This window comes from Actinomycetes bacterium (assembly GCA_035506535.1).
GTDB lineage: Bacteria > Actinomycetota > Actinomycetes > DATJPE01 > DATJPE01 > DATJPE01.
Window position 1 is genome coordinate 1 of sequence record DATJPE010000069.1, and the last position, 22255, is coordinate 22255.

The following is a 22255-nucleotide window of genomic DNA, read 5'->3' on the forward strand; positions in this document are numbered from 1 at the left end:
TGGCGAAGATGTGCGACCTGCTCCGCCAAGGCCGCGCCCCGTCGGAACTCATGGCCACCTACGCCGCGGAGGACGCTCGGCGTCCCCGAAACGGGCTCTGCCCATGCGGCAGCGGGAAGAAGTGGAAGAAATGCCACGGCATCGCCAGGACCCACGTCCAGTGACGATGCGACCACCCACCTGGTGCGGGCGGGCGACGTCACCGGGCAGGTGACCGCGCCAGTGCGTGAGGCGTTAGTCGCTGTTGGTTGGGCTCGTGGGCGCGGACAGTGCCGCGATCGCCAGGTCGATCGTCGGGTACACCTCGATCTTCGTGTGGTTCTCCTTGGCGCAGCTGAGTACGACGTCGCGGATCTGGCCGACGGGATGGGCGACGGCGAGACGGACGCTGCTGCGGTCGAGTTCGATCGCCGCCTGGGCGAGCATGTCGGTTGCCGTGACGTCGATGAACGGTGCCGTCTCAGCATCCACGACGACGCCGCGGGTGCTCGGCCCCACTGCCGCTCGGATGGTCTCGTGGACGTCGTGCGAGTTGGCGAAGAACAAGCCGGACTCGACGCGCAGAACAGGCACCTCGGGGTCGGGGGTGAGACCCGAGTGCCGTTGGACGTCGACCCAGGCACCGGTCGACTCTCGCGCCAGTCGTGCGATGTGTGGGCGCGACGACCGGTCCAGCAGCAGCAGCATCGAGGCACCGATGCCGATGAACAGGCCGGTCAGCGTGTCGAAGAACAGCACTCCTAGCAGCGCGGCGAGCGCGGCCAGGAAGTCCGCTCGTGCGGCCCAGCCGTAGTCGTGACCGAGGCGGCTGCTCCACACCTTGTACAGGCGCACGAGGGACGGGATGTTGACCAGGTCGACGACCGCTGCGATCACCACGGCCGCGAGCGTCGCCTCGGGCAAGTACTCGAACAGTCCGGTGAGGAAGAGCAGGGTGAGGACGGTGAGCGCGGCGACCGTGAGTCCGGACACCTGGGACTTCGCTCCGGCGCCGCCGTTCACGGCGGTCTTGGAAAGGCTGCCGTTGACCACCATGCCGGAGCTGAGCCCGGCGCCGAGATTCGCCGCTCCCAGGCCAAGGAGCTCGCGGTTGGCGTCGATGTCATAACCGGCCTTGGCCGCGTAGGTCTTGGCGGCGGCCAGGCCCTCGGCATAGCCGACGAGTAGGATCCCGATGGCCGGCGTGACCAGCTGCAGCCAGCTCATCGAGGAAGGCACCGACGGCAGTCCGATCTGCGGCAGTCCCGAGTCGATGTGGCCGACGATCTCGATGCCGTGCTTGTCCAGGTTGAACATCCATACCGCGGCGATGCTCACCAGGACCACGACCAGCGAGCCGGGTACCAGCGGGAGCCAGCGGCGCAGCACCAGGATGGCGACGAGGCTCACGAGGCCGACGGTCAGCGTCGTCAGGCTCGTGTCACTGAGGTGGGTGAGCAGGTGCCACAGCTTCTCGAAGAAGTTGCCCTTGCCCTTGGGGACGCCGAACAGCGCGGGCAGCTGCCCGACGATGATCGTCAGCGCGAGACCGACGATGAACCCCTTGAACACTGGCCCGGAGATGAACGACGCGAGGAACCCGAGCCGCGCCACGCCAGCGAGCAGACCCAGCACGCCGGTGACGACCGCGAGCGCAGCCGTCACGTGCATGAAGTTGGCGGTGCCGCCCTTGGCGAAGCCCGCCACGATGCTGACCGACAGCGCCGCAGTGGCGGACATCGGGGAGACCACCAAGTGCCGGGACGACCCGAGTGCGGCGTAGAACACCAGCGCCGGGACGGCGGCGTACAGGCCGACGACCGGCGGCACTCCGGCGATCGTGGCGTAGGCCAGCGACTCGGGGATCAGGACCGCCCACACCGTCAGACCTGCGATCAGGTCCGGTCGCAGCCAGCTGGTCTTGTAACCGCGCAACGAGCCGAAGAACAGCGGTGCGCGGTTGGTAGCCACTTCCGAAGCCATGCCTGCTCCCTTGGTGGGCACCGTGTCGACGCGGTGCGAGCTCCTCGAAGGAGGCTGGCACCCTGGCGCCGGGCCCGGCATCACCCGCCCGGCGATCTCACCTAGGGGAGATCCCTCGCCAGGTGATGCCTCCCTTCGGTGTCGGCGCGACCCTCGCTCTGGAGGGTAGGGCGACGGATGATCAGACGGATGCGCTTGCGCCGGCTCGCGAGCCGGGTGTGGGACAGCCTCTGGTTCGTGCCCGCGGTGTATGTGTTCGCCGCGCTCGTCCTCAGCCTTGGCCTCGCCAGCTGGGACGCGAAGGACCCGATCGAGCTGACCAGGGCCTTCAACGCGTCCAGCGCGACCTCAGCACTGTCGGCGCTGGCCAGCGGCATGCTCGCGTTCACCGGCTTCGTCACCTCGGTGATCCTGCTCGTGGTGCAGTTCGGCACGAGCGAGTTCTCACCGCGTTTCGTCGCCTGGTTCCGCCGTGACCGCACGCTGAAGTTTGCGCTGAGTACATTCAGCGCGACATTCGTGTTCGGGCTCGTCTCGACCGCACAGGTGGGCCGCGGGGACGAGTCGTTCGTCCCGACAAGGACACTTGTCGCGGCCCTGTTCCTGACGCTCTTGAGCATCCTCATGTTCCTCCTGCTCATCGACCGGACGTCCAACGACCTGCGAGTGGCACATGTCGTCCAGCTCGTCGACGTCGAGGCGCGCAAGGTGTTCGACGCCGTGTATCCGCCAAGTGCGTTGGTGGCCGCAGCGGCACAACACAAAGCAGACTCAGTGAAGGCCTTGACGCCCATCCAGACCATCTCGTTGCTTGGTGTCGGCCAGGTCGTGACGGCGCTCGACCGGACTGGGATCGCGGACCTCGCCGAGAGGTACGACGCGCTCATCCAGTTGGTGCCGGCCTTGGGTGACCACGTGCCGACTGGCGGGACTCTCTTCGCCGTCTACGGCGCGCGCGAGCTCCCCGAGCGCCAGCTCCGACGCGCGATCATCCTCGGCGACGAGCGGACGATCGACGACGACCCGGCCTTCACCATCCGGATGCTGGTCGATGTCGCGATCAAGGCGCTCTCGCCGGCGATCAACGACCCCACTACCGCCGGGCAGTCGCTGGACCGCATCGAGGACCTCCTGCGCTACGCATCGTCCAAGCACCTGTCCACAGGCACCGTCACTGACCGCAAGGGGGCCGTCAGGTTCGTGTACTCGACGCCGACGTGGGAGGACCTGGTCGGGCTTGCGCTGGACGAGATCCGGGCCTTCGGCGCAGGGCAGTACCAGGTCGCTCGCCGACTTCGTGCCCTGCTCGACGACCTGGTCGCCGATCTCCCGGAGGCGAGGCGCCCAGCGCTTGTCGAGCAGCGCGCCCTCCTCGACGATGCGGTCGCCACCGCGATCCCTCCGAGCCAGCGAGCCGCTGCCCTCGTCCCCGACCGCCAGGGGCTCGGCATGTCGCCTCGCGGCTGATTCGAACGAGAGGATTCGCAGAGCTCGTCGCCCAGGCGCCAGTCACGCGGGTGCGACGGTGACGGGAAGTTCCGCTCAAGCGCTTGCCTTGCCAAGCGCGACCTCGATGCCTGCGGCGAGGACGACCGCACCAGCGACCAGCCACGAGAAGACTTTCGCCGGAACAACCACAATCAACCCTGCCATCGTGATCGCGGTCACCAGGGTTGCCACCGCAATCCATCCGAACGCGAGCCGCACTGCCGGATGCTCCGCCGATAGGGCGAGGACCCCGACCGCGAGCAGGCCGGCTGCGAACGCTCCTCCTTCCAGCAGGGCCCCCTCGATGGTCATGGCACCGGACTGCGTGACGGGTACGGCGGTGACGGCGGCGGCGGCGACCGTGATCGCGAGGGCGAGGGCGAACTGGGCCACCAACCAGGTCCGCTGGCGTGAAGCATCCGACGGGAAGCCGAGCGGCAGGACCCCGTCGATGTAGATGACCCAGAGCGAGAACCCGACGAGGAAGGCGCCAAGCACCGCCGCGAAGACGACCCCGGTCGCTGAATCGGCTGCGAAGGCGACCTTCAGGAAGCTGAGACCCATCAGGACGAGGAACAGCTGCGCGTGCCTGTCCGCCGCATGCCGGGCATCCACAGGTTGATCACGGGCCACGCGCGTGAGGTAGGAGCCGAGGACGGCTACCAGGAAGACCAGCACCACTGCACTGGTGAGAACGGCGGCGGTCGCCCGAGGCAGTACCAACGCTGTCAGCGTCGACAGCCCGACAGCCACACAGCCCGCGACCGGCAGCACCAGCACGCGGACGTCCGAGACTGAGCTTCGGGGGACGATGGCGTACAAGGCCGCCACACCGAGGCTGATACCCGCGGCGGCGACGATCCCTGCGGCGTCATCCCGCGAGGACTTCGATACCGCGGCCGCCACGGCGACCGTGGTGCACATCAGCTGCAGGACGACGACGGCGCGAGTGGACCAGCGCTCGTCGGGGAAGCGGTTGAGCCGGACCGTGACCAGCAGCCACGCGAGCCACAAGCCGGACAGCCAGCCCAGCACGAGCACCGTGTGCGACGCGTCGGGGTTGGTGCCCAGCTCGTTGGCGAACCGTCCGACGCAGGCGACGAAGACGATGTCGTACAGCCTCTCGAGCCAGACGACCCGGGATGCTGTCGGAGTGGGTTCGACGGTCATGCTGCGACGGTAGGTCGGGGATGGAGCTCGTTCGTGATCAGTGGGAACGCCACACGGGACGAGGCCTCATCACAGACTGCTGATGGTCAGCGCGATGAACATGCCCAGCACGATCTCGCTGATCACCCAGGAGTTCGCGCTCATCCAGTCCCTGGCCTTCGGCATGAGGGCTTGGGCCTTGGCACCGAAGACCATCAGGAGCAGTGCCGGCAGTGCCAGCAGCAGCAAGGTCATCAGGACAAACGGAACGATCGCCCACCACGAGTCGTGGTGGCTCACGGCATACCCACCGACGGCGACGGCGGTGAGGATGTCGGACGGGAACACCCCGAGCAGCAGGAAGCCCAGCTTGAACGCCCTGCCTGGCGTGGCGGACTCGAGCTTCCCCATCCACTGGGGCGGCTCGGACTGCTTGCGCGTCAGGAACTTGTGCACCGCAGCCGACAGGAGAAGCACCAGGATCACGATGTCCAGCGTGTTGTTGGAGGCGCCCTGGTGGGACGCACCGGTGCCCAGCACGAACGCGAGACTGGCGACCGTGGTGATGGAGAGGGCCGCGCCGCCGACGAACGACGCGGAGTCCCGACGCCACTTCGGCGTGGTCGCCAGGAAGATGGCCGTAAGGATCTGCGGACCGGCGACCATCACGAACGCCAGCGACACCAACTTCGCCACGTTCACAGCACTGTCCACTCCCTGCGCATGTGCTTCCACTCCTAGGCTCGACGCTTCCATCGGGCACCCCGCACGCTCCCATCGGGCACTCCTCGCCGCATCACCTACGAAGGAAATCACCTAGGGGAGGTCTGGAAGGCCGATCCGCCCGAGAGCCAGGACGCCTTGATCGACGTCGAGAGGCGAAGCCGATGAACCGCAACTACTTCAGAACCTACGTCTGGAGGCCGGTGCTTCGTTCAGCCGGCGCGCCGGGTGGGCGTGACAACGGGGATGCATGCGATGCGGCACACGTGCGCCTCAACCTGGCTCGAGCACCGGGTGTGCCGATCCCGGCTTCACTCTCCGGGTTTACACGCACGTCATGCCGTCGTCGGGCGAGCATGCGCGCAAAGCGATGGACGCGGCCTTCGGGGAGGGCTGGAGGCCCGCCGAAGGCCGCGTCCATCGCTGGCGCACGCTGGGCGAACGAGAGGCCGCCCATGAGTGGCAACTGACGGAAACCGTCGAACGACGTTTCCGCAGCTCAGAGCCTGTTTCGGCCCATCACCGCAGGTCAGCCGACCGCGCGGATCAGATGTCGTAGTAGAGCTCGAACTCGTGGGGGTGCGGGCGCAGCCGGATCGGGTCGATCTCGTTGGAGCGCTTGTAGTCGACCCAGGTCTCGATGAGGTCCTCGGTGAACACGCCCCCCTCGGTGAGGTAGTCGTGGTCGCTCTCGAGGTTGTCGAGCACCTCGGCGAGGGTGCCGGGCACCTGCGGAATGGAGGCGGCCTCGTCCGGCGGCAGATCGTACAGGTCCTTGTCGACCGGCGTCGGCGGCTCGATCTTGTTCTTGATGCCGTCGAGCCCCGCGAGCAGCATGGCAGAGAACGCGAGGTAGGGGTTGCTCGACGGGTCGGGCACCCGGAACTCGATGCGCTTGGCCTTGGGGTTCGAGCCCGTCACCGGGACGCGGATGCACGCCGAGCGGTTGCGCGCCGAGTACACGAGGTTGACGGGCGCCTCGAAGCCCGGCACGAGACGGTGGTAGCTGTTCACAGTCGGGTTCGTGAACGCGAGCAGTGACGGGGCGTGGTGCAGCAGGCCGCCGACGTACCAGCGGGCAAGGTCGGACAGGCCGCCGTAGCCCAGCTCGTCGTAGAACAGTGGCGAGCCGTCCTTCCACAGCGATTGGTGGCAGTGCATGCCTGATCCGTTGTCGCCGAAGAGCGGCTTGGGCATGAAGGTGACCGTCTTGCCCGCCTGCCAGGCAACGTTCTTGATGAGGTACTTGAACAGCATGGTCTTGTCGGCGGCGCGGGCCAGCGTGTCGAAGCGGTAGTTGATCTCGGCTTGGCCGGCGGTGCCGACCTCGTGGTGGGCGCGCTCGACGGCCAGCCCGGCGTTGTTGAGCGCCAGCGTCATCTGGTCGCGCAGGTCCGCGTAGTGGTCGACCGGGGGCACGGGGAAGTACCCGCCCTTGTAGCGCGTCTTGTAGCCGCGGTTGCCGCCCTCCTCGACGCGCCCGGTGTTCCAGGCGCCCTCGATGGAGTCGATGTGGTAGTACCCCTCGTTCTGCTTCGTCTCGAAACGCACATCGTCGAAGATGTAGAACTCGGCCTCGGGCGCGAAGAACGCGGTGTCCGCGATGCCGGTCGACTTCAGGTACGCCTCCGCCTTCGCGGCCACCTGCCGCGGGTCGCGCGAGTACGGCTCGCGCGTGTACGGGTCGACGATCGCGAAGTTGAGGGCGATGGTCTTCTCGCTGCGGAACGGGTCGATGTAGGCCGTCGTGACGTCGGGGATGAGCTGCATGTCCGACTCGTTGATGGCCTGGAAGCCCCGGATCGAGGACCCGTCGAACATCTGGCCGTCCGTGAAGAAGTCCTCGCCTACGGATTCGGCCGGCACGTTGAAGTGCTGCATGACGCCCGGCAGGTCGCAGAAGCGCACGTCGATGAACTTGACGTCGTTGTCCTTGATGAAGGCCAGGACCTCGTCAGCGTTGGAGAACATCCATCCTCCTTGCGGGTCGGCGACTCTCGCCGATGCGTCGGACGCTAGGTGTTGGCAGTTTCCCGAGGGTGTCTCGGTTGTTTCCACGGTGTTACGCGGACGGTCAGCGAGACCGCCCGGGTGACGAGAGCCCGTGCGGCAGCCTGCCGTGCCGGGCGAAGGCTGGCAAGGGCGGGAGCCCGTGCCCGGTCGCCGACCGGCAGGACGGCGTACGTGCTCGCGCGTACCCTCGACGCTGTGGGCGAGGAGCAGCGGGCCGGAATCAGCCGGGAGGACCTCGCCGGCTGGCTGGAGGGTCCGCGAGCCGCTCGGCCGGGGGCGTACGGGACGCCGGGGGAGCGCCTCGGGCTGCCCGCGACGGGGGCGGGATCGGTCGCCGGCTGGGGCCGCCGGTTCGCAGCGGTCTTCGTCGACTGGGTGGCCGCCCTCCTCATCGCGGGCGTGCTCTCGGGCCACGGCTACGGCACCCCGGCCTACCGTGCGGACACCTTGCTCGTCTTCGGGGTCGAGGTCTTCGTCCTCACGGCGCTCTCGGGGGCGTCGTTCGGACAGCGGCTCCTGCGGCTGCGGGTGGTCCAGGTCAACGGGCTGCGGTTGCGGACCGTCCCGACGCTGGTGCGGACCTTCCTGCTGTGCCTGGCGGTCCCGGCCCTGATCTGGGACCGCGACCGGAGGGGCCTGCACGACAGGGCCGCGCGCTCGGTCGTCGTCAACACCCGCTGAGGGACCTCAGCCCTTCTGCACCTTGGGCATGCGGACGTTCTTGGGCAGCGGCCCCTTGGGGACCGGCAGCTGGCCGCGCTGGCTGTCCAGCGCCTTCAGGCGGTAGTTCAGCTCGGTCACGTCGGCGGGACGAAGGACGCGGGGCAGTCGGATGACCGTGCGGTGCAGCTTGCGCAGCGGGACTTGGCCCTCGCCATCACCCATGAGGATCTCGTGCACGGGCGCGTCCGGCGCGACGCGCTGGACCCGGCGGCGCTCGGCGGTCAGCAGGTTCGTCGCGCTCGTCGGCCGGCCCTCCGCGACCAGCACGATCCCGGGGCGCCCGGTGACCCGGTGCACGAGGTCCTGGCCCTTGGTGACCGCGACGGCCGGGGAGACGGTCCAGCCCTTGCCGAGGGTGGTCAGCACGGACGCCGCGGCTCCTGGCTGGCCCTCCACGCTTCGGAGCGCGGCGGTCTGCGCGCGACGCCCGAACACGAACAGGCCGGTGACCACCCCAGCGGTCAGGCCGAGGATGCCGAAGGTCCACGGGTTGCCGATGACGAAGCCGAGCCCGAGCAGGACGGCGAAGACCCCCAGCCCCGCCCCGATCGCGAACAAGGGCATCCGCGGGTCGACCTTGCGGGTCATCGTCCAGGCGGCACGCAGCTGTCCGAACCGGCCGGGACGGTCCGATGGGGTCTTCTTGGCCATGCCCGAAGCCTACGCGGAGGCGCGGCCCGGCTCGCGCCGCGCGAGCGCCTGGGCGAACAGCCGGCCGGCCCGATAGGAGGATCGGACCAGCGGACCGCTGAGCACGCCGAGGAAGCCGATCTCCTCGGCCTCGTTCCGCAGCTCCACGAACTCCTCGGGACGCACCCAGCGCTCGACCGGGTGGTGCCGGGGGGAGGGCCGCAGGTACTGCGTGATCGTCAGCAGGTCGCAGCCGGCGCTGCGCAGGTCGCGCATAGCCTGCGTGACCTCCTCGCGCTGCTCGCCCAGACCGAGGATGAGGTTGGACTTCGTCACGAGCCCGTACGCCCTCGCGGCCGAGAGCACCGAGAGCGACCGGTCGTAGCGGAACGCCGGGCGAATCCGCTTGAAGATGCGTGGAACCGTCTCCAGGTTGTGCGCCAGCACCTCCGGGCGGCTCGAGAAGACCTCCTCGAGCTGCTCGGGAACGGCGTTGAAGTCCGGCACCAGCACCTCGACGCCGGTGCCGGGGTTGTGCGCGTGCACCTGGCGCACCGTCTCGGCGTACAGCCACGCACCGCCATCGGGAAGGTCGTCGCGGGCGACACCGGTGATCGTGGCGTAGCGCAGCCCCATCGAGGCCACCGACTCCGCCACCCGGCGCGGTTCGTCACGGTCGAGCTCGGCCGGCTTGCCGGTGTCGATCTGGCAGAAGTCACAGCGCCGGGTGCACTGCTCGCCCCCGATGAGGAACGTCGCCTCGCGATCCTCCCAGCACTCGTAGATGTTGGGGCAGCCCGCCTCCTCGCAGACCGTGTGCAGACCCTCGCGCTGCACCAGGTCCTTGAGCGCGGTGTACTCCGGACCGGTGCGCAGCCGGGTGCGGATCCACTCGGGCTTGCGCTCGATCGGGGTCTGGGCGTTGCGGACCTCCAGGCGCAGCATCCGCCGGCCTTCCGGGGCGACGGTCATCGCGTCACCGGTTGGCTCAGGGCGTCGAGGAGGCGCTTCTCGACGAAGGGGCGGGCTTCCGTGACGGTCACGTCGCGCCCGAGCTCGGCGGACAGCGACGTGACTCCGGCGTCGCTGATCCCGCAGGGGACGATCCGGTCGAACCAGGTGAGGTCGCAGTCGCAGTTGAGCGCGAAGCCGTGCATGGTGACGCCCTTGGCGACGCGGACCCCGATAGCGGCGACCTTGCGGTCGGGGCCGTGCGCGTCGGCGCCGACCCACACCCCGCTGCGTCCCTCGACCCGGGTCGTGGAAAGGCCGAGGTCGGCGCAGGCCTCGATGAGGGCGCCTTCCAGGCTGCGCACGTACGCGACGACGTCGACCGGGTCGGCCAGGCGCACGATCGGGTAGCCGACGAGCTGTCCCGGTCCGTGCCAGGTGATCTTGCCGCCACGGTCCACGTCCACGACCGGGGTGCCGTCGAAGGGCCGCTCCGCAGCAGCCGTCCGTCGTCCCGCTGTGTAGACCGGCTGGTGCTCCAGGAGCAGCAGCGTTTCCGGGGCGAACCCCTCGACCACGGCCGCGTGCGTGCGGCGCTGCTCGTCCCAGCCCGCGGTGTAGTCGACGTACGCCGGGCCGAAGCCGAGCTCGACCACGCGCATCGGGTCGCGAGCTGACGACATGACACCCAGCGTAGGAGGTCCCGCGTGCCGCCCGGACCGCCATGGGGGTCTAGGTTGCTGCCGGGGACCTCCCACCGGCAGTCGCGGGAGGCCTCCTTCCGGTCCGCCCAGCCTCGAGGTCACGCGTCATGGCACAGAACTCGGCCACCCCCACCCGCAAGGCCCGCGCGGCCGTCCGGTCGGCGCTGCGCCGCCTGCCGGCTCCACGGGACCGGGCGGCGCTCGAGGTGCTGCACGGCATGCGGACCCTGGTGACCGGCCAGGCCCCACGCCCCGAGCCCAAGCCCCAGTCCTCCCCCACGTCAAAGCCGGAGCCGGGCGCCGAGCCGGCGCCCCTCGAGCCGGGGCCCAGGACCTATGGCCTCGTGCCCGGGCCTCCCGTCCCCAAGCCGCCGGCCCTGCCGCCGGACACGGTGCGCGCCGAGTTCCCGCAGATGGTCGAGAAGTCCTCGGTCCGGTCGATGTACACCGCCGGTACGAACCCGATCCGCTATGACGTCGCCCTCTTCGAGCAGCTGAACAAGGAGTACGAGGACCACCCTCTCGTGCCCGCTCCGCGCAGCTTCGAGCCGAAGAACATGGCGGCCGACGCGCGCCGGCGAATCGACTGGACCCAGCGCTTCATCGACCTGCGCGACCAGAGCGTGCTGGAGATCGGTTGCGGCCAAGGCTACGAGGCCTACGTGCTGGCGCACGACTACGGGGCCACCGTCCACGGGGTCGACGTCGTGGAGTACGCGACCTGGCCGCAGCTCGCCTCGGCGGAGCTGAGCTTCGTCTTCGCGGACATGGCGGAGGACAACCCCTTCCCGGAGAACACCTTCGATCGCGTCGTGTCGTACACGGTCTGGGAGCACGTGGTCCACCCCCGCCGCATGCTCCAGGAGACGTACAAGGTGATGAAGCCGGGTGGCCTCGCCCTCATCCGAGCGAATCTCTACGCCGGCCCGAAGGCTTCGCACCGCTACCGGGACATCTACTTCCCCTGGCCGCACCTGCTCTTCTCCGACGACGTGATCTCGGACTGGTACGTCAGCAAGGGCCTGCCGCCCCGCGGCGTCGCGTGGGTGAACCGGCTCTCGTGGGGTCACTACGAGCGCTACATCGCCGAGATCGGCTTCCGGTTGCGCCACCTGTCGTTCTCGTCCAGCCCGTTCGACGAGGAGTTCTACCGGCGCTTCGAGGACGTCCTGGGCCGGTTCCCCGTCGAGGACCTGAAGCGAGACTTCTTCAACGTGGTGCTGGAGAAGCCGATCTGAGCCCGCGACGCATGCCGCACGCGACGGCGGATCACGCGATCGGTCCCGGCTCGAGACGGGCCTCGACCACGGTGCCGTCGTCTCCTCGCGCCACGCGGTAGGCGGCCGAGGTGGTGTCCGGCGAGTCGGCGACGACGCGAACCGCGTCGGTGCCCTCGAACAGGATCCCGATCCCGTCGTCGGTGGCGTAGGACACGGGCAGGACCTCGTCGGCCACCAGCTGCTGCAGCACGGGGCGACGCTGCTCCTCCACGTCGTAGTGCACGCCGCACCCGTACGGCAGCAGCCCCAGGCCGTTGGTCACCGGCCGCAGCGTGGGCCCGAAGGAGTCCGTCGGCCCCCCGACGTGCCAGCAGATCGCGCCAGCGCTGACCCCGGACAGCACGACGCCCGACTCCCAGGCCTGCCGCATCAGCGTGTCGACGCCGTGCACGGCCCAGACCGCGAGCAGGTTCGCGACCGACCCGCCCCCGACCCAGATCACGTCGGCCCCGAGCAGGGCCTCCTCCGGCTCGACGTTCGGCTGGCTGAACAGCTCGAGGTGGCCGACGTCCACCGACCAGCCGCGAAAGGCGCCATAGGTCCTCGACACGTAGCCACGGTCGTCACCCGAGGCGGTGAGGACGAACGTCAGCCGCGGCCGGTCCTTGCCGGTCAGCCGCAGTGCCTCCGCGACGCAACCGCCTGGGACCATCACGCCCCAGCGGTCGGTCGGCAGGAACCCGCCGCTGGTCGCCAGGATCCTCGGGGTCGGCACCCGCGCAGCCTACGGTCACCTCGCCGCCGGTCGAGAGTGTCCTCCGGGGCTGTCCCGCGGAGGCGCTCGCTCCCGGCGGCCTGTGGACAGGGTCCGCGGGGGCGGCCTCGCGCCCGGCAGGCTGGCCGGATGGCACGGATGCGGGGGAGCCGGCCGCCGGTCCCGCTCGAGCAGCTCGGCCGGCCCCTCACCGCCGCCGAGGCGGTCGGGGTGATCGTCGCGATCGGCGGCGCGCTCGCCGCGCTGCATGCGACAGGCCGCGGACACGGCGCCGCGGAGCACGTCGCGGTGGACGCCCGCGGAGCGGCGTTCCTGCTGCAGCCCGCGACCGGGGGAGAGCCGGCGGACGACGTACGCGCGCTCGCCCGCCGCGTCGAGTCGTGCGTCGGGCCCAGCCCCGAGCTGCTTCGCCGGCTGCTCGCCAGCGCCCGCTGCACCGATCCCGCGGGACGGCCGGGTGCCGCAGAGCTCGTCGACCTGGCTCGCCGAGTCACCCGGCCGCTGCCCGTGACCTTGCCGTCCGGGCGCGTGCCGGCCCGGTGGGCGTCCGCCGTCCCCGTGGCCCTCCTCGGACTCGCCCTCGCCATCGCCCTCGGGCGCGCGAGCGCGGGCGGTCCCTCGCCCCCGGCGTCGCTCCCATCGTCCGTCGGACCGACGTCCTCGGCCATCTCCTCCAGCGCCGCGTCGTCCGGCCGCTCGGCAGCGGCGCCTGTGGCTGACGTGCCCTGGGCCGTCGTGCTGCTCTCCCAGGACCGGGCCCGGGCACGAGCCTGGGCGAGCGGTACCCGGGCTGCGCTGGCGGGGGCCGACGTCGCGGGCGGGCCGGCGTACGCCCACGACGTCCGGCTCGTGACCCGCCTGCGGGGGGACGACCTGCGTGCGCACGGGTGGGCGCCGCGGATCGAACGCGTCGTCGTGGTCGGCCGCACCGGGCGACGCGTCGTGCTGCGCGTCCTCGACCGGCTGCCGTCGTACGTGCTGACGCAGGGCGGCGTCACCGTGCGCCGGGCGCCGGCGCGTGGCCGGACGTGGTGGCGCATCGAGCTCCGTCGGGTGGAGGGTGGGTGGCGAACCTGGTCCGTCGCCCGGGAAGGGGAGTGATGTCCGACTACTGGACCGCCTATGCCGAGAGCCTCGCCGACCCCGACGGCTTCTGGGGCAAGCAGTCGGCGCTGGTCGACTGGGTACGCCGGCCCGAACGCATCCTCGACGACCGCTCGGCGCCCCTGTTCCGGTGGTTCACCGGCGGGCGTCTCAACACCTGCGCCAACGCCCTGGACCGCCACGTCGCTGCCGGGCGTGGTGACCAGACGGCGATCATCTACGACAGCCCGGTCACGGGGTCACGCGCCCGCCTGAGCTACGCAGAGCTGCTGGACCAGGTCGAGCGCTTCGCCGGGGTCCTGCGCTCTCTCGGCGTCGGTCACGGCGATCGCGTCGTCGTGTACATGCCGATGATCCCCGAGGCAGCCGTCGCGATGCTGGCGTGCGCCCGTCTCGGCGCGGTGCACTGTGTCGTGTTCGGCGGCTTCGCGGCGCACGAGCTCGCGATCCGCATCGACGACGCGCGCCCGTCCGTGCTCGTGGCGGCGAGCTGCGGGGTCGAGCCCGCCCACGTCGTGCGTTACCTCCCGATCGTCGACGCCGCGCTGGAGCAGGCACAGTTCCCGCCGCAGCACGTCGTCGTCCTCGAACGCCAGCAGGAGCCCGTGATCCCGCTGCGGGCGAACGTGGTCGACTGGCGCGACGCGATGGCCGCGGCCGAGCCCGTCGAGGCGGTCCCCGTCGCCGCGACCGACCCGCTCTACGTGCTCTACACGTCGGGGACGACCGGACGACCGCGCGGCGTCGTCCGGGACAACGGCGGCCACGCGGTGGCCCTGCGCTGGTCCATGACCAACGTCTTCGGGATCCGACCCGGTGAGACCTGGTGGGCAGCCTCCGACATCGGCTGGGTCGTCGGTCACTCCTACATCGTGTACGGGCCGCTGCTCACCGGCGCCACCACCGTGGTCTACGAGGGCAAGCCGGTCGGCACCCCAGACGCGGGCGCGTTCTGGCGCGTCGCCTCCGAGCACGCCCTGGCGGGGATGTTCACCGCGCCGACCGCGCTACGAGCGATCCGTCGCGACGATCCCGAAGGCAAGCGGATCGCCGACTACGACCTGTCCGCGCTGCGCGCGATCTTCCTGGCCGGCGAGCGGCTCGACCCCGAGACCTACGAATGGACCGCTCGCCACCTCGGCATCCCCGTCGTCGACAACTGGTGGCAGACCGAGACCGGTTGGCCGATCTGCGCCAACCCCCAGGGCATGCCGGGGACGTCGATCCCGATCAAGGCGGGGTCGCCGACCCGGCCGATGCCCGGCTACGACGTCCAGGTCCTCGACTCCGATGGCGGGCAGGTCCCGGCCGGGGAGGAGGGATCCATCTGCATCCGGCTGCCGCTGCCGCCCGGGACGTTGCCCAGCCTGTGGAACGACGACGCCCGCTACATCCGCGACTACCTGACGACCTTCCCCGGGTACTACGCAACCGGGGACGGGGGCCACTTCGACGACGAGGGACACCTGTTCGTCATGGGGCGGACCGACGACATCATCAACTGCGCGGGGCACCGCCTGTCGACGGGCGCTCTCGAGGCGGTGCTGGCCACCCACTCCGCGGTCGCGGAGTGCGCGGTCATCGGCGTGCACGACGACATCAAGGGCCAGGTCCCTCGCGGCCTGGTCGTGCTCAAGGCAGGAGCCACCGTCGACGAGACCCAGCTCGCTCGCGACCTGGTGGCGCTCGTACGTGACCAAGTCGGGCCGGTGGCCTCACTCAAGCGGGTCGACGTCGTCCCGGCCCTGCCGAAGACGCGTTCCGGCAAGATCCTCCGGCGGACCATGCGGGGCATCGCGGACGGCCGGGACGAGCCGATCCCCTCCACGATCGAGGACCCGGCGGTGCTCGACCGGATCAGGACGACGTTGCTGGCTCCCTAGCCGCTGACTCGGCGATGTCGTTCGCGATCGCCTTCGCCTCCATGGCGATCTCACGCAGCAGCCCGGCGAGCAGGACCTCGATCCCGGCGAAGTACAGGCCCGGCGTCGAGGCGAGGGTCCGCGCCCCGTTCGCCAGCGGCAGCCCGTCCTTGTCCAGCACCCCGAGGTGGCCGACGAGTGGCTCGAGCCCAGGCCGGTAGCCGGTCGCGGCCACGACGGCGTCCGGCCGCAGTGTCGAGCCGTCCGCCAGGGCCACCGTACCGTCCTCGATGGCGGTGACCGCGGGCACGACGGTGATCCGCCCCGCCCGCACCGCGTCGACGAACCCGTGGTCGAGGATGGGGACGGTCTTGCTGCGCAGGAACTGCGTGTAGCCGTCTCCGGCGGGGGCGGGCAGGCCGAACTCGGCCAGGTCCGGGACGCTGACCTTGCGCAGTGCCGACGACAACGGGTTCATGACCGGCTCGGGGACATGCCGCAGCGCCACTCCGAGGAGCTGGCTCGGGACACCGAAGGTGTCCCTGCGCACGATGTTCGGAGGGGTGCGCACCGACAGCGTGACCCGCACGCCGGCGCCCACCAGGTCGACGGCGATCTCGGCCGCGGAGTTCCCCGAGCCGACGACGAGGACGTGCTGCCCGGCGTACGGCGCCGGGTTGCGGTAGGCGGAGGAGTGCACCAGGGGCAGGCCGGGATCGTCGGCCCAGTCCGGCAGCAGGGGATGGGTGCACAGCCCGGTGGCGACGACGACCGCCGACGCGTCTCGCGGGCCGCCCGAGGTCGTGAGCCGCCACGCATCGCCCGCGCGGTCGATGCGGGTGACCTCGACACCGAACTCGGGGCGCACCCGGCGGCGCTCGGCGTAGTCGGCCAGATAGCGGACCATGCCGTCGCGGGTGACCCAGGAGCCGTACTCGCGGGGGATCGGGTAGCCGGGCATCCCGGACAGCCAGCGGACGGTGTGCAGGGTGAGGCTGTCGTAGCGGGCGGCCCATGAGGACGCCACGCCGTCGCTTCGTTCGAGGACGTCGGCGTCGACGCCGTGGTCGAGGAGGGTCGCGGCGACGGCCAGCCCGGCGGCGCCGGCGCCGATGACGACGGGCTTCATCCGGCGGAGCGTACGCCCAGGGTGCTCGGCCCGTCAGGGCGCCGTCGCCGCCGGCTGGTCGCCCGCAAGGAGGAGCAGGCCGTACGCCACCGCGTGGCGGTGGCCGAGGCGCCCCGCGACGTCGGCGCGCCCGACGACCGCGCCCGGCACCGCCCGTCGGACCAGGGTGAGCAGCTCCTCGTCCGCAGCCGCCCCTCCCACGAGCACCAGCTCCGCCGGGCTCGCGTCGAGCGTTCGCAGCGCACGGACGACGTTGTCGACGAGGACCCGCTCCTTCGCCCGGATCCGCAACGCCCGCCACTCCGCGGGCGCCATGTCGGCGCCGAAGGCGAGCAGGCCCGCCGGCCCCGGAGCCGCCAGGGATCCGGTGGCCTCCCGCGCGACCGACTCGTCGGTGAAGGTACGGGAGCCGTCCTCGGCGAGCACGACATGCGGGGCCTCGAGGCGCACGCATGGCCCGCGCTTGATCCAGTCGGCGGCGCCGCGAGGCACCCCGAGGTAGGTCGACACAGTGGCCGTGAGCATCTCGCCCGCGCCGGCGGCCACCGCTCGGCGGCCCTCCGGTCCGATGACGTCCACCGTCCCTCCGCCCAGATCGACGACGGTGGCCCCGGGGTTCGCCCGGGGCGTGGACAGCGCCCCGGCTCGGGCGGCGGCGGGTTCCGACGCCACCACGAGGACCTCGGCACCCAGTTCGCCCTCGAGCACCGCACGTGGGTCTCGGGCAGCCGGCTCTGCGTGCAGAGCCGCCACGACGAGCGCGCGAGCCGTCGACGGCTGGAGACGAAGCGCGGTCGAGGTGGCCAGCTCGCGCAGCTCCACCGCCCAGAGGTCGTCGACGGCCCAGTCCACCTGACCCGGGATCGCCAGGTGCGCGACCCCGCCGACACCCCTCGTCGCGAGCTCGGCCGGGCTCAGCTCGAAGGCCTCCTCACCGCTGGTGAACGTGACCGCGAGCCGCGGGCCGGGGCTCGCGGGGTGCGCGTGCGCCCGCACGGCCACCACGGCCCGGCTGGCGTCCTCCAGGGTGCCGGCCACCGCGGCCGCGTCGGCGCGCTCGCCATCAGGCAGGCCGAGCAGGGCGCTCAGGCGGATCGGGTCGACGAGGTCGCGCAGCGGGTGCCCGGGTGCGCGAACCTCGACCGCCACGAGCGAGGCGCCGGTCAGGCGGTCGACGTCGACCTCGTCGCAGATGGGCAGCACCGCGGGCAGGCGCGCAGCCACGAGGACCCCCTCGTCGTCGGCCACGAGCACGCCCCTGACGTCGTCCCCGGCCGCGATGCGCCCGCCGATGAGGTGAGCAGCCGCCTGGAACCCGAAGCCGGAGGGCACGAGGAGGACCACAGGACCCCGGTGAGCGGGTTCCTGGTCGTCGAGACGTACCGGGGTGCCCACAGCGGTTCCCTGCCCGCCCGGCGTGCTTCCGCGCACGGGCACGACCTCCAAGCGCCCGGTCTGCGGCGCAGCCCGCGGCAGGCTCACGGTGGCCGTGACCACCGGGCGTTGAGACGTCGCGACCACGGCGTCGACCGGCCGGCCGGTTCGTCGCTCCAACCTCCTGACGAGAGCGGCCGCGCCCCGCAGCGCCTCGTCGGATCCCTTGTGACCGCGCGTCGGTTGCCGATCCCAAGCGACCGGAGCGGGGGGGCTGGCCGAGGTGTCGGCGATCACGACCTCGGTGGTGGTGTTGCCGACGTCGAGGCCCGCGACCAGGCTCACCCGCGGCTCACGTCCGCAGCAGCCCGCGGCGGGCGTAGACCTGGGCCGCCTCGCGGAACAGGGCGGCGTTGCGCACGGCGCCGGAGGCGGCCAGCTGAGCGGCCAGGTCCTCCAGCTCCGCGGCCGAGGAGCGGCGGGGTCGCAGCGCCTCGTAGAGCGCCAGGACCTGCTCGTCGGGCAGGGCGGCGAGCTCGGCGGCACGGCGGAAGTTCTCCGCCAGCTGGGGATTGCCATGCTCCTCGGCCACGACCGCTTGGTGCTCCAGGGTCGCCGGATGGATCCGCAGATCGGTGATGTCGACGTCCCCCGAGCGGATGGACTCCACGGTGATGCCCGCGGGGTCACGCCCGGAGGCCGCGACCGGACCGGCGCTCATCGGTCCACCGCCAGCTCCTCAGGTGGTTCGTGGGGGTCGCAGCATGCCCGCTCGATGCCCACGAGCGCCACGACCCGGGTGTGGTAGCGGGCCTCGATCGCCTCGTCGGTGTAGGGGTTGCGCGCCGGTTCGGGCGTCGAGCCCTTGGCGTGGCGACCCGCGTTCACGCCGAGGAGGCGGTACAGCCGCGCGTCGACCACGGGAGCGACGCTGTAGAGCTCGAGGTTGGCCAGCGGGGTGAGGTCGCGTCGGTGGATGAGGGCCGTCCCCTTCCCCTGCAAGCCGATCCCGATCCCCGAGCCGGCGAGCCGCGCCGCGGTCAAGCCGATGAGGCCGAGGTCGATGGTGTGGTTGACCCGCACCACCCGACCGCGGCACCCCTCCTCCTCGAGGCCGGCCATCAGCTCACGCAGGACGTCCACCACCGTCAGGCCGGACATGCTGACCCAGATCTCCCGACCGACGGCGGGGGAGACGCCGATGACCACGTCGCGCGGGTCCGTCCCGACCTGCGCCGGGCCGACGACCGAGAACGCGCCGGATCGAGCGAGCTGCTGCTCGCTTCGCAGGTCGTCGACCGATCGCTGCTGCCGGATGGCGTCGATCTCGGCCTGCCTCTCGGCACCGGGGACGTAGCCCGTACCCGGGCCGGCGTAGTCGTTGGGGTCGGTGACCAGGGACAGCACCGTCATGGCCTCGTCGAAGATGGCCGCGGTCTGGAGGTAGTCACCGGCCACTCTCGCCTTGAGCATGCCGAGCATGCGCTCGGCCTCCTCCTCGTAGCCCGTCTCGTCCAGTGCCGCGACGACGTCGACCATCGTCAGACCGGTCTCCCGGATCACCCGCGACGCGATCAGGGGCGTCATGAGCTCCGCGGCGGGGACGTCCTTGGAGCCGGCGGCATCGACCGCCTGCTCGGCCCACTCGTCGGTGAAGTCGGCGAGGCCCAGGTGCCGGTAGACGGCGCGCACGGCATCGACCGCCCGTCGGCGCAGGGCGGCCACCAGCGGCTCGTCAGCTGTGCGCAAGCCACCGTCCACGCCCCAGTCGCGCTGCATCACGAGGTAGTCGTCCACATCCTCGGCGTTCCACTGGCTGGGACCGAACATGTTGTCGTAGCGCTGGATGGAGCCGAAGCCGCTGCAGATGTAGTCCGAACCGGCCAGCAGGATCGGGAGGGTCCGTGAGGTCCGGCGTACGTCCGACTCGGACATCAGCGCGTCGTTGCCCGTGCACGCCTCCAGGTTGCGAGCCATGACCATCAGGTTCTCGGCCATCAGGGAGCGGACCCCACCGGGGACCGATCCCGCGACCGCGGCGGAGTCGATCCCGCCGTTCTGCACGCCCTGCGCGCCGATGGCCCTCGCGAGAGCCACGCACCTGGCCTCGAGGTAGAACATCGAAGCGCCCTCGGCGGCCCCCATCAGCGCCTCCGCCCCACCCCCGGACGTGACGCGCATCTTGACCCCCCGTGACGCGTAGGCGGACGTCAGGAAGGCTTTCGACCACGGGGTGTCATCGCCGTCGACGAAGACCTGCTCGGTCCCGTACAAGGAGACCGTCTCCGCGTAGGAGACCAGTCCTCGCATCCCCATCTCGAGCTCCAGGGCCTCCTCGACGGAGCACTGGACGAGCACGCCGGGGGAGCCGACGGCGGCCCCGATGGAGACAGCGACCGCGTTCGACGGGGCGTCCCCCAGCACGGGGACAGTGGTCTCGACCTCCCGGAAGCCCAGGGCGGCGGCGGTGGCGGCGTCCGCCGCCAGCAGGAGCGGGTCGTCGGAGCGGTTCGTGACGTGCGCCTGGTTGCTGGGCGTCCGGCGTGCGCGCAGCTTCGCCATCGCCAGGCCGAGCTCCACCGGCCGCAGCAGGGCGATGCATCTCGCCAGCTTCGCCGGGGTCATGCCGGCCGCGAGGCGGACGATCTCGGCACGCGGGACCCCCGGGTCGACCATCATCCGCGCGAAGGAGACCTCGCCCACGGCCATGGCCTCCGCGGCGACGCCGAGGTCGAGCCCGTGCCTCGCGATGAACTCGTCCAGCACGTCGAAGTCGGCCTCGGCCTTGGAGTCCAGCTCGCTCACGTGGCCGTCGCGCTCGATCACGAGCGACGGTTCCGGATCCTGCGCCGAGGCGAAGGCGACCAGGCCGAGCGCGGGATCCTCGACCGCGAACCCGTCCAGGTTGACCCGGCTGCGGTCCATGAACCGGAAGCGCCCGATGGGCGCTCGCTCCGTCACGCTGCGCCTCCCTCGCCGCGATGCCCGGTGAAGACCTCCGACGCCGCCGACGCGCAGGCCAGGTCCTCCTCGGCGCTCCCGCCGCTCACACCCACCCCCCCGACCACCCGACCCTCCGACCAGAGCGGCAGGCCGCCGGCGAAGCACACGTAGCGCCCACCGGCCGCGGCCTGCATCCCGTTGAGCGGCCCTCCGGGCACGACCAGCTCGGCTAGCTCGTGCGTCGCGAGGCGATGGGCGACCGCGGTGAAGGCCTTGTCCGGTGCCAGGACCGGACCGGCGATCTCGGCGCCGTCCATGCGCTCGAAGGCCACCAGGTGCCCTCCCGCATCGACGACGGCGGCCGAGACCAGGGCGCCCAGCTGCGCGGCTCGGTCCAGCGCCGCCGCCACCATCCGGCGGGACAGGGCGAGGTCGACCTCGAGACGGCTCATCCCCGACCACCGAGGGCGGCCGCGACGGAGCGAAGGCTTGCATGCGTGCCGGCCATCGCCGCCGCGCCCGTACCGCGGAGGACGTCCTTGGGCACCTTCGCGACCACCGTGTAGTTGGTGTCGACGACGTTGGCCACCGGGGTGAGCGCGGACTGGGACACAAGCTGGTAGGCATCCATCTCGGAAAGCCCGGTCAGCTCGCGGACCCACCGGACCATCTCGACATGGGCGATGCGGAACGCGTCCTCCAGCGGGCGGGTCGACCCCGTCGTCATCAGGAACTCATCGCTCTCCAGCCGGGGCCACGGGGTACTGACCCCTTTGAGCAGGTCGACGACGAAGACGGTGTCCATCGCGCACTCGACCGCGACACCGCAGGTCTCACCCTCCCCCTGCCGTGCGTGCCCGTCACCGAGGCTCAGCAGCGCTCCCTCGACGTTGACGCCTAGGTAGCAGGTGACGCCGGCGCGCATCTCGGGGGTGTCCATGTTCCCGCCCCAGTCGCCGGGGGTCAGCGACGACCGAACCTCGCCCAGCGCCGGGGCCACGCCGACGGTCCCGTGCATGGGGTCGAGCGGAAGCTCCGTCGTGAAGGGCGTGTCCAAGGCCGCGTAGCGGACGACCCGCCGCCCCCGATCGATCTCGTAGAACCAGGTCCGTTCCGGCAGGGCAGCGTGCAGCAGCGAGGTGAAGCGGGTGCCGGTCAGCGAGCCGAAGAACGGCACCGTGGTGCTCACCCCCGGGCCGTCCCGTGGCTCGATCGAGACGAAGTGGACGGCCAGGGTGTCGCCCGGCTCAGCACCCTCGACGAAGAACGGTCCGGTCTGGGGGTTGATGAAGCGAGGGTCACAGACCTCGCTGACGAGGTCACTACGTCGGCGCACCCGGCCGGCGAAGCAGTCCAGGGTGGCGGTGGAGACGACCGTTCCCGGCCTGATCGAAGCGGCGGGCGCCACCCCGCCGAAGGTGAAGACGAGCGAGGAGGGATCGGCCTCGAAGTCCACCGGGTGCCTGAACAGCTCCGGGGTGGACGTCGGGTGGTCGTTCATCGGG

General features: G+C 71.1%; 20 protein-coding genes. 6 read left to right on the forward strand and 14 right to left on the reverse strand.

The annotated features are described in order from the left end of the window. The first annotated feature begins 50 nt into the window (after nucleotides 1-50). Nucleotides 51-164: an SEC-C metal-binding domain-containing protein gene (locus VMI11_10835; GenBank protein ID HTY72902.1), complete on the forward strand. Its 114-nt coding sequence runs from the start codon at nucleotides 51-53 to the stop codon at nucleotides 162-164. 70 nt (nucleotides 165-234) lie between these two features. On the opposite strand, the gene VMI11_10840 is transcribed toward VMI11_10835, so the two are convergent. Continuing rightward, nucleotides 235-1962 carry a SulP family inorganic anion transporter gene (locus VMI11_10840; protein ID HTY72903.1) on the reverse strand — a complete coding sequence of 576 codons (1728 nt, stop codon included), beginning with the start codon at nucleotides 1960-1962 and terminating at the stop codon, nucleotides 235-237. Nucleotides 1963-2151: 189 nt separating this feature from the next. Here VMI11_10840 and VMI11_10845 point away from each other — a divergent pair, with 189 nt between their 5' ends. After that, nucleotides 2152-3429: a DUF2254 domain-containing protein gene (locus VMI11_10845; protein HTY72904.1), complete on the forward strand. Its 1278-nt coding sequence runs from the start codon at nucleotides 2152-2154 to the stop codon at nucleotides 3427-3429. Nucleotides 3430-3504: 75 nt separating this feature from the next. Here VMI11_10845 and VMI11_10850 read toward each other — a convergent pair whose 3' ends face one another. From VMI11_10850 to glnA, 3 genes are all read right to left on the reverse strand, one after another. Continuing rightward, entirely contained in the window at nucleotides 3505-4620 is a 1116-nt protein-coding gene (locus VMI11_10850) for a low temperature requirement protein A (protein ID HTY72905.1), read from the reverse strand. A 69-nt stretch (nucleotides 4621-4689) separates the two neighbouring features. Further along, nucleotides 4690-5355: a GAP family protein gene (locus tag VMI11_10855; GenBank protein HTY72906.1), complete on the reverse strand. Its 666-nt coding sequence runs from the start codon at nucleotides 5353-5355 to the stop codon at nucleotides 4690-4692. A 513-nt stretch (nucleotides 5356-5868) separates the two neighbouring features. Beyond that, entirely contained in the window at nucleotides 5869-7293 is a 1425-nt protein-coding gene (gene glnA, locus VMI11_10860; protein ID HTY72907.1) for a type I glutamate--ammonia ligase, read from the reverse strand. A 213-nt stretch (nucleotides 7294-7506) separates the two neighbouring features. On the opposite strand from glnA, the gene VMI11_10865 reads away from it, so the two are divergent. Further along, nucleotides 7507-8016, forward strand: coding sequence for an RDD family protein (locus VMI11_10865; protein HTY72908.1), 510 nt, complete (start codon nucleotides 7507-7509; stop codon nucleotides 8014-8016). Nucleotides 8017-8022: 6 nt separating this feature from the next. On the opposite strand, the gene VMI11_10870 is transcribed toward VMI11_10865, so the two are convergent. From VMI11_10870 to lipB, 3 genes are read right to left on the reverse strand one after another with little or no spacing between them, the layout of a single operon-like run. Next, nucleotides 8023-8709: a DUF4191 domain-containing protein gene (locus tag VMI11_10870; GenBank protein ID HTY72909.1), complete on the reverse strand. Its 687-nt coding sequence runs from the start codon at nucleotides 8707-8709 to the stop codon at nucleotides 8023-8025. Between the two features lie 9 nt (nucleotides 8710-8718). Beyond that, complete coding sequence (gene lipA / locus VMI11_10875) at nucleotides 8719-9660, reverse strand: lipoyl synthase (protein HTY72910.1); 942 nt, start codon at nucleotides 9658-9660, stop codon at nucleotides 8719-8721. Further along, on the reverse strand, nucleotides 9657-10322 hold the full coding sequence (gene lipB / locus VMI11_10880) for a lipoyl(octanoyl) transferase LipB (protein HTY72911.1): 666 nt from the start codon (nucleotides 10320-10322) through the stop codon (nucleotides 9657-9659). Before lipB ends, lipA begins: the two co-directional genes overlap by 4 nt. A gap of 128 nt (nucleotides 10323-10450) precedes the next feature. On the opposite strand from lipB, the gene VMI11_10885 reads away from it, so the two are divergent. Continuing rightward, nucleotides 10451-11581 carry a methyltransferase domain-containing protein gene (locus VMI11_10885; protein ID HTY72912.1) on the forward strand — a complete coding sequence of 377 codons (1131 nt, stop codon included), beginning with the start codon at nucleotides 10451-10453 and terminating at the stop codon, nucleotides 11579-11581. Nucleotides 11582-11612: 31 nt separating this feature from the next. Here VMI11_10885 and VMI11_10890 read toward each other — a convergent pair whose 3' ends face one another. Further along, entirely contained in the window at nucleotides 11613-12338 is a 726-nt protein-coding gene (locus tag VMI11_10890; GenBank protein ID HTY72913.1) for a peptidase E, read from the reverse strand. Between the two features lie 129 nt (nucleotides 12339-12467). On the opposite strand from VMI11_10890, the gene VMI11_10895 reads away from it, so the two are divergent. Further along, nucleotides 12468-13439, forward strand: coding sequence for a hypothetical protein (locus VMI11_10895; GenBank protein HTY72914.1), 972 nt, complete (start codon nucleotides 12468-12470; stop codon nucleotides 13437-13439). Continuing rightward, entirely contained in the window at nucleotides 13439-15325 is a 1887-nt protein-coding gene (locus VMI11_10900) for a propionyl-CoA synthetase (GenBank protein ID HTY72915.1), read from the forward strand. Before VMI11_10895 ends, VMI11_10900 begins: the two co-directional genes overlap by 1 nt. Here VMI11_10900 and VMI11_10905 read toward each other — a convergent pair. From VMI11_10905 to VMI11_10930, 6 genes are read right to left on the reverse strand one after another with little or no spacing between them, the layout of a single operon-like run. After that, nucleotides 15300-16433: an NAD(P)/FAD-dependent oxidoreductase gene (locus tag VMI11_10905; GenBank protein HTY72916.1), complete on the reverse strand. Its 1134-nt coding sequence runs from the start codon at nucleotides 16431-16433 to the stop codon at nucleotides 15300-15302. The two genes, VMI11_10900 and VMI11_10905, sit on opposite strands and share 26 nt — an antisense overlap. 33 nt (nucleotides 16434-16466) lie before the next feature. Then, nucleotides 16467-18152, reverse strand: a complete 1686-nt coding sequence (locus VMI11_10910) for a diol dehydratase reactivase ATPase-like domain-containing protein (protein ID HTY72917.1) — start codon at nucleotides 18150-18152, stop codon at nucleotides 16467-16469. A gap of 7 nt (nucleotides 18153-18159) precedes the next feature. Next, the gene (locus VMI11_10915; protein ID HTY72918.1) at nucleotides 18160-18528 is read right to left on the reverse strand and encodes a diol dehydratase small subunit; all 369 of its coding nucleotides are present in this window, start codon (nucleotides 18526-18528) and stop codon (nucleotides 18160-18162) included. Beyond that, nucleotides 18525-20768: a propanediol/glycerol family dehydratase large subunit gene (locus tag VMI11_10920; protein ID HTY72919.1), complete on the reverse strand. Its 2244-nt coding sequence runs from the start codon at nucleotides 20766-20768 to the stop codon at nucleotides 18525-18527. Before VMI11_10920 ends, VMI11_10915 begins: the two co-directional genes overlap by 4 nt. After that, nucleotides 20765-21202, reverse strand: coding sequence for a heme-binding protein (locus VMI11_10925; GenBank protein HTY72920.1), 438 nt, complete (start codon nucleotides 21200-21202; stop codon nucleotides 20765-20767). The genes VMI11_10920 and VMI11_10925 overlap by 4 nt, the downstream gene beginning before the upstream one ends. Next, entirely contained in the window at nucleotides 21199-22251 is a 1053-nt protein-coding gene (locus VMI11_10930) for an acetamidase/formamidase family protein (protein ID HTY72921.1), read from the reverse strand. Before VMI11_10930 ends, VMI11_10925 begins: the two co-directional genes overlap by 4 nt. Between the last annotated feature and the right edge of the window lie 4 nt (nucleotides 22252-22255).

Bases quoted from the DNA above. Each gene is read 5' to 3' on its own strand.
- VMI11_10905 (HTY72916.1), bottom strand. From the start codon at position 16,433: ATGAAGCCCGTCGTCATCGGCGCCGGCGCCGCCGGGCTGGCCGTCGCC.
- VMI11_10900 (HTY72915.1), top strand. From the start codon at position 13,439: ATGTCCGACTACTGGACCGCCTATGCCGAGAGCCTCGCCGACCCCGAC.
- VMI11_10925 (HTY72920.1), bottom strand. From the start codon at position 21,202: ATGAGCCGTCTCGAGGTCGACCTCGCCCTGTCCCGCCGGATGGTGGCG.
- VMI11_10870 (HTY72909.1), bottom strand. From the start codon at position 8,709: ATGGCCAAGAAGACCCCATCGGACCGTCCCGGCCGGTTCGGACAGCTG.
- VMI11_10835 (HTY72902.1), top strand. From the start codon at position 51: ATGGCCACCTACGCCGCGGAGGACGCTCGGCGTCCCCGAAACGGGCTC.
- VMI11_10840 (HTY72903.1), bottom strand. From the start codon at position 1,962: ATGGCTTCGGAAGTGGCTACCAACCGCGCACCGCTGTTCTTCGGCTCG.
- lipB (HTY72911.1), bottom strand. From the start codon at position 10,322: ATGTCGTCAGCTCGCGACCCGATGCGCGTGGTCGAGCTCGGCTTCGGC.
- VMI11_10845 (HTY72904.1), top strand. From the start codon at position 2,152: ATGCGCTTGCGCCGGCTCGCGAGCCGGGTGTGGGACAGCCTCTGGTTC.
- VMI11_10930 (HTY72921.1), bottom strand. From the start codon at position 22,251: ATGAACGACCACCCGACGTCCACCCCGGAGCTGTTCAGGCACCCGGTG.
- VMI11_10850 (HTY72905.1), bottom strand. From the start codon at position 4,620: ATGACCGTCGAACCCACTCCGACAGCATCCCGGGTCGTCTGGCTCGAG.
- VMI11_10915 (HTY72918.1), bottom strand. From the start codon at position 18,528: ATGAGCGCCGGTCCGGTCGCGGCCTCCGGGCGTGACCCCGCGGGCATC.
- VMI11_10885 (HTY72912.1), top strand. From the start codon at position 10,451: ATGGCACAGAACTCGGCCACCCCCACCCGCAAGGCCCGCGCGGCCGTC.
- glnA (HTY72907.1), bottom strand. From the start codon at position 7,293: ATGTTCTCCAACGCTGACGAGGTCCTGGCCTTCATCAAGGACAACGAC.
- VMI11_10855 (HTY72906.1), bottom strand. From the start codon at position 5,355: ATGGAAGCGTCGAGCCTAGGAGTGGAAGCACATGCGCAGGGAGTGGAC.
- lipA (HTY72910.1), bottom strand. From the start codon at position 9,660: ATGACCGTCGCCCCGGAAGGCCGGCGGATGCTGCGCCTGGAGGTCCGC.
- VMI11_10895 (HTY72914.1), top strand. From the start codon at position 12,468: ATGGCACGGATGCGGGGGAGCCGGCCGCCGGTCCCGCTCGAGCAGCTC.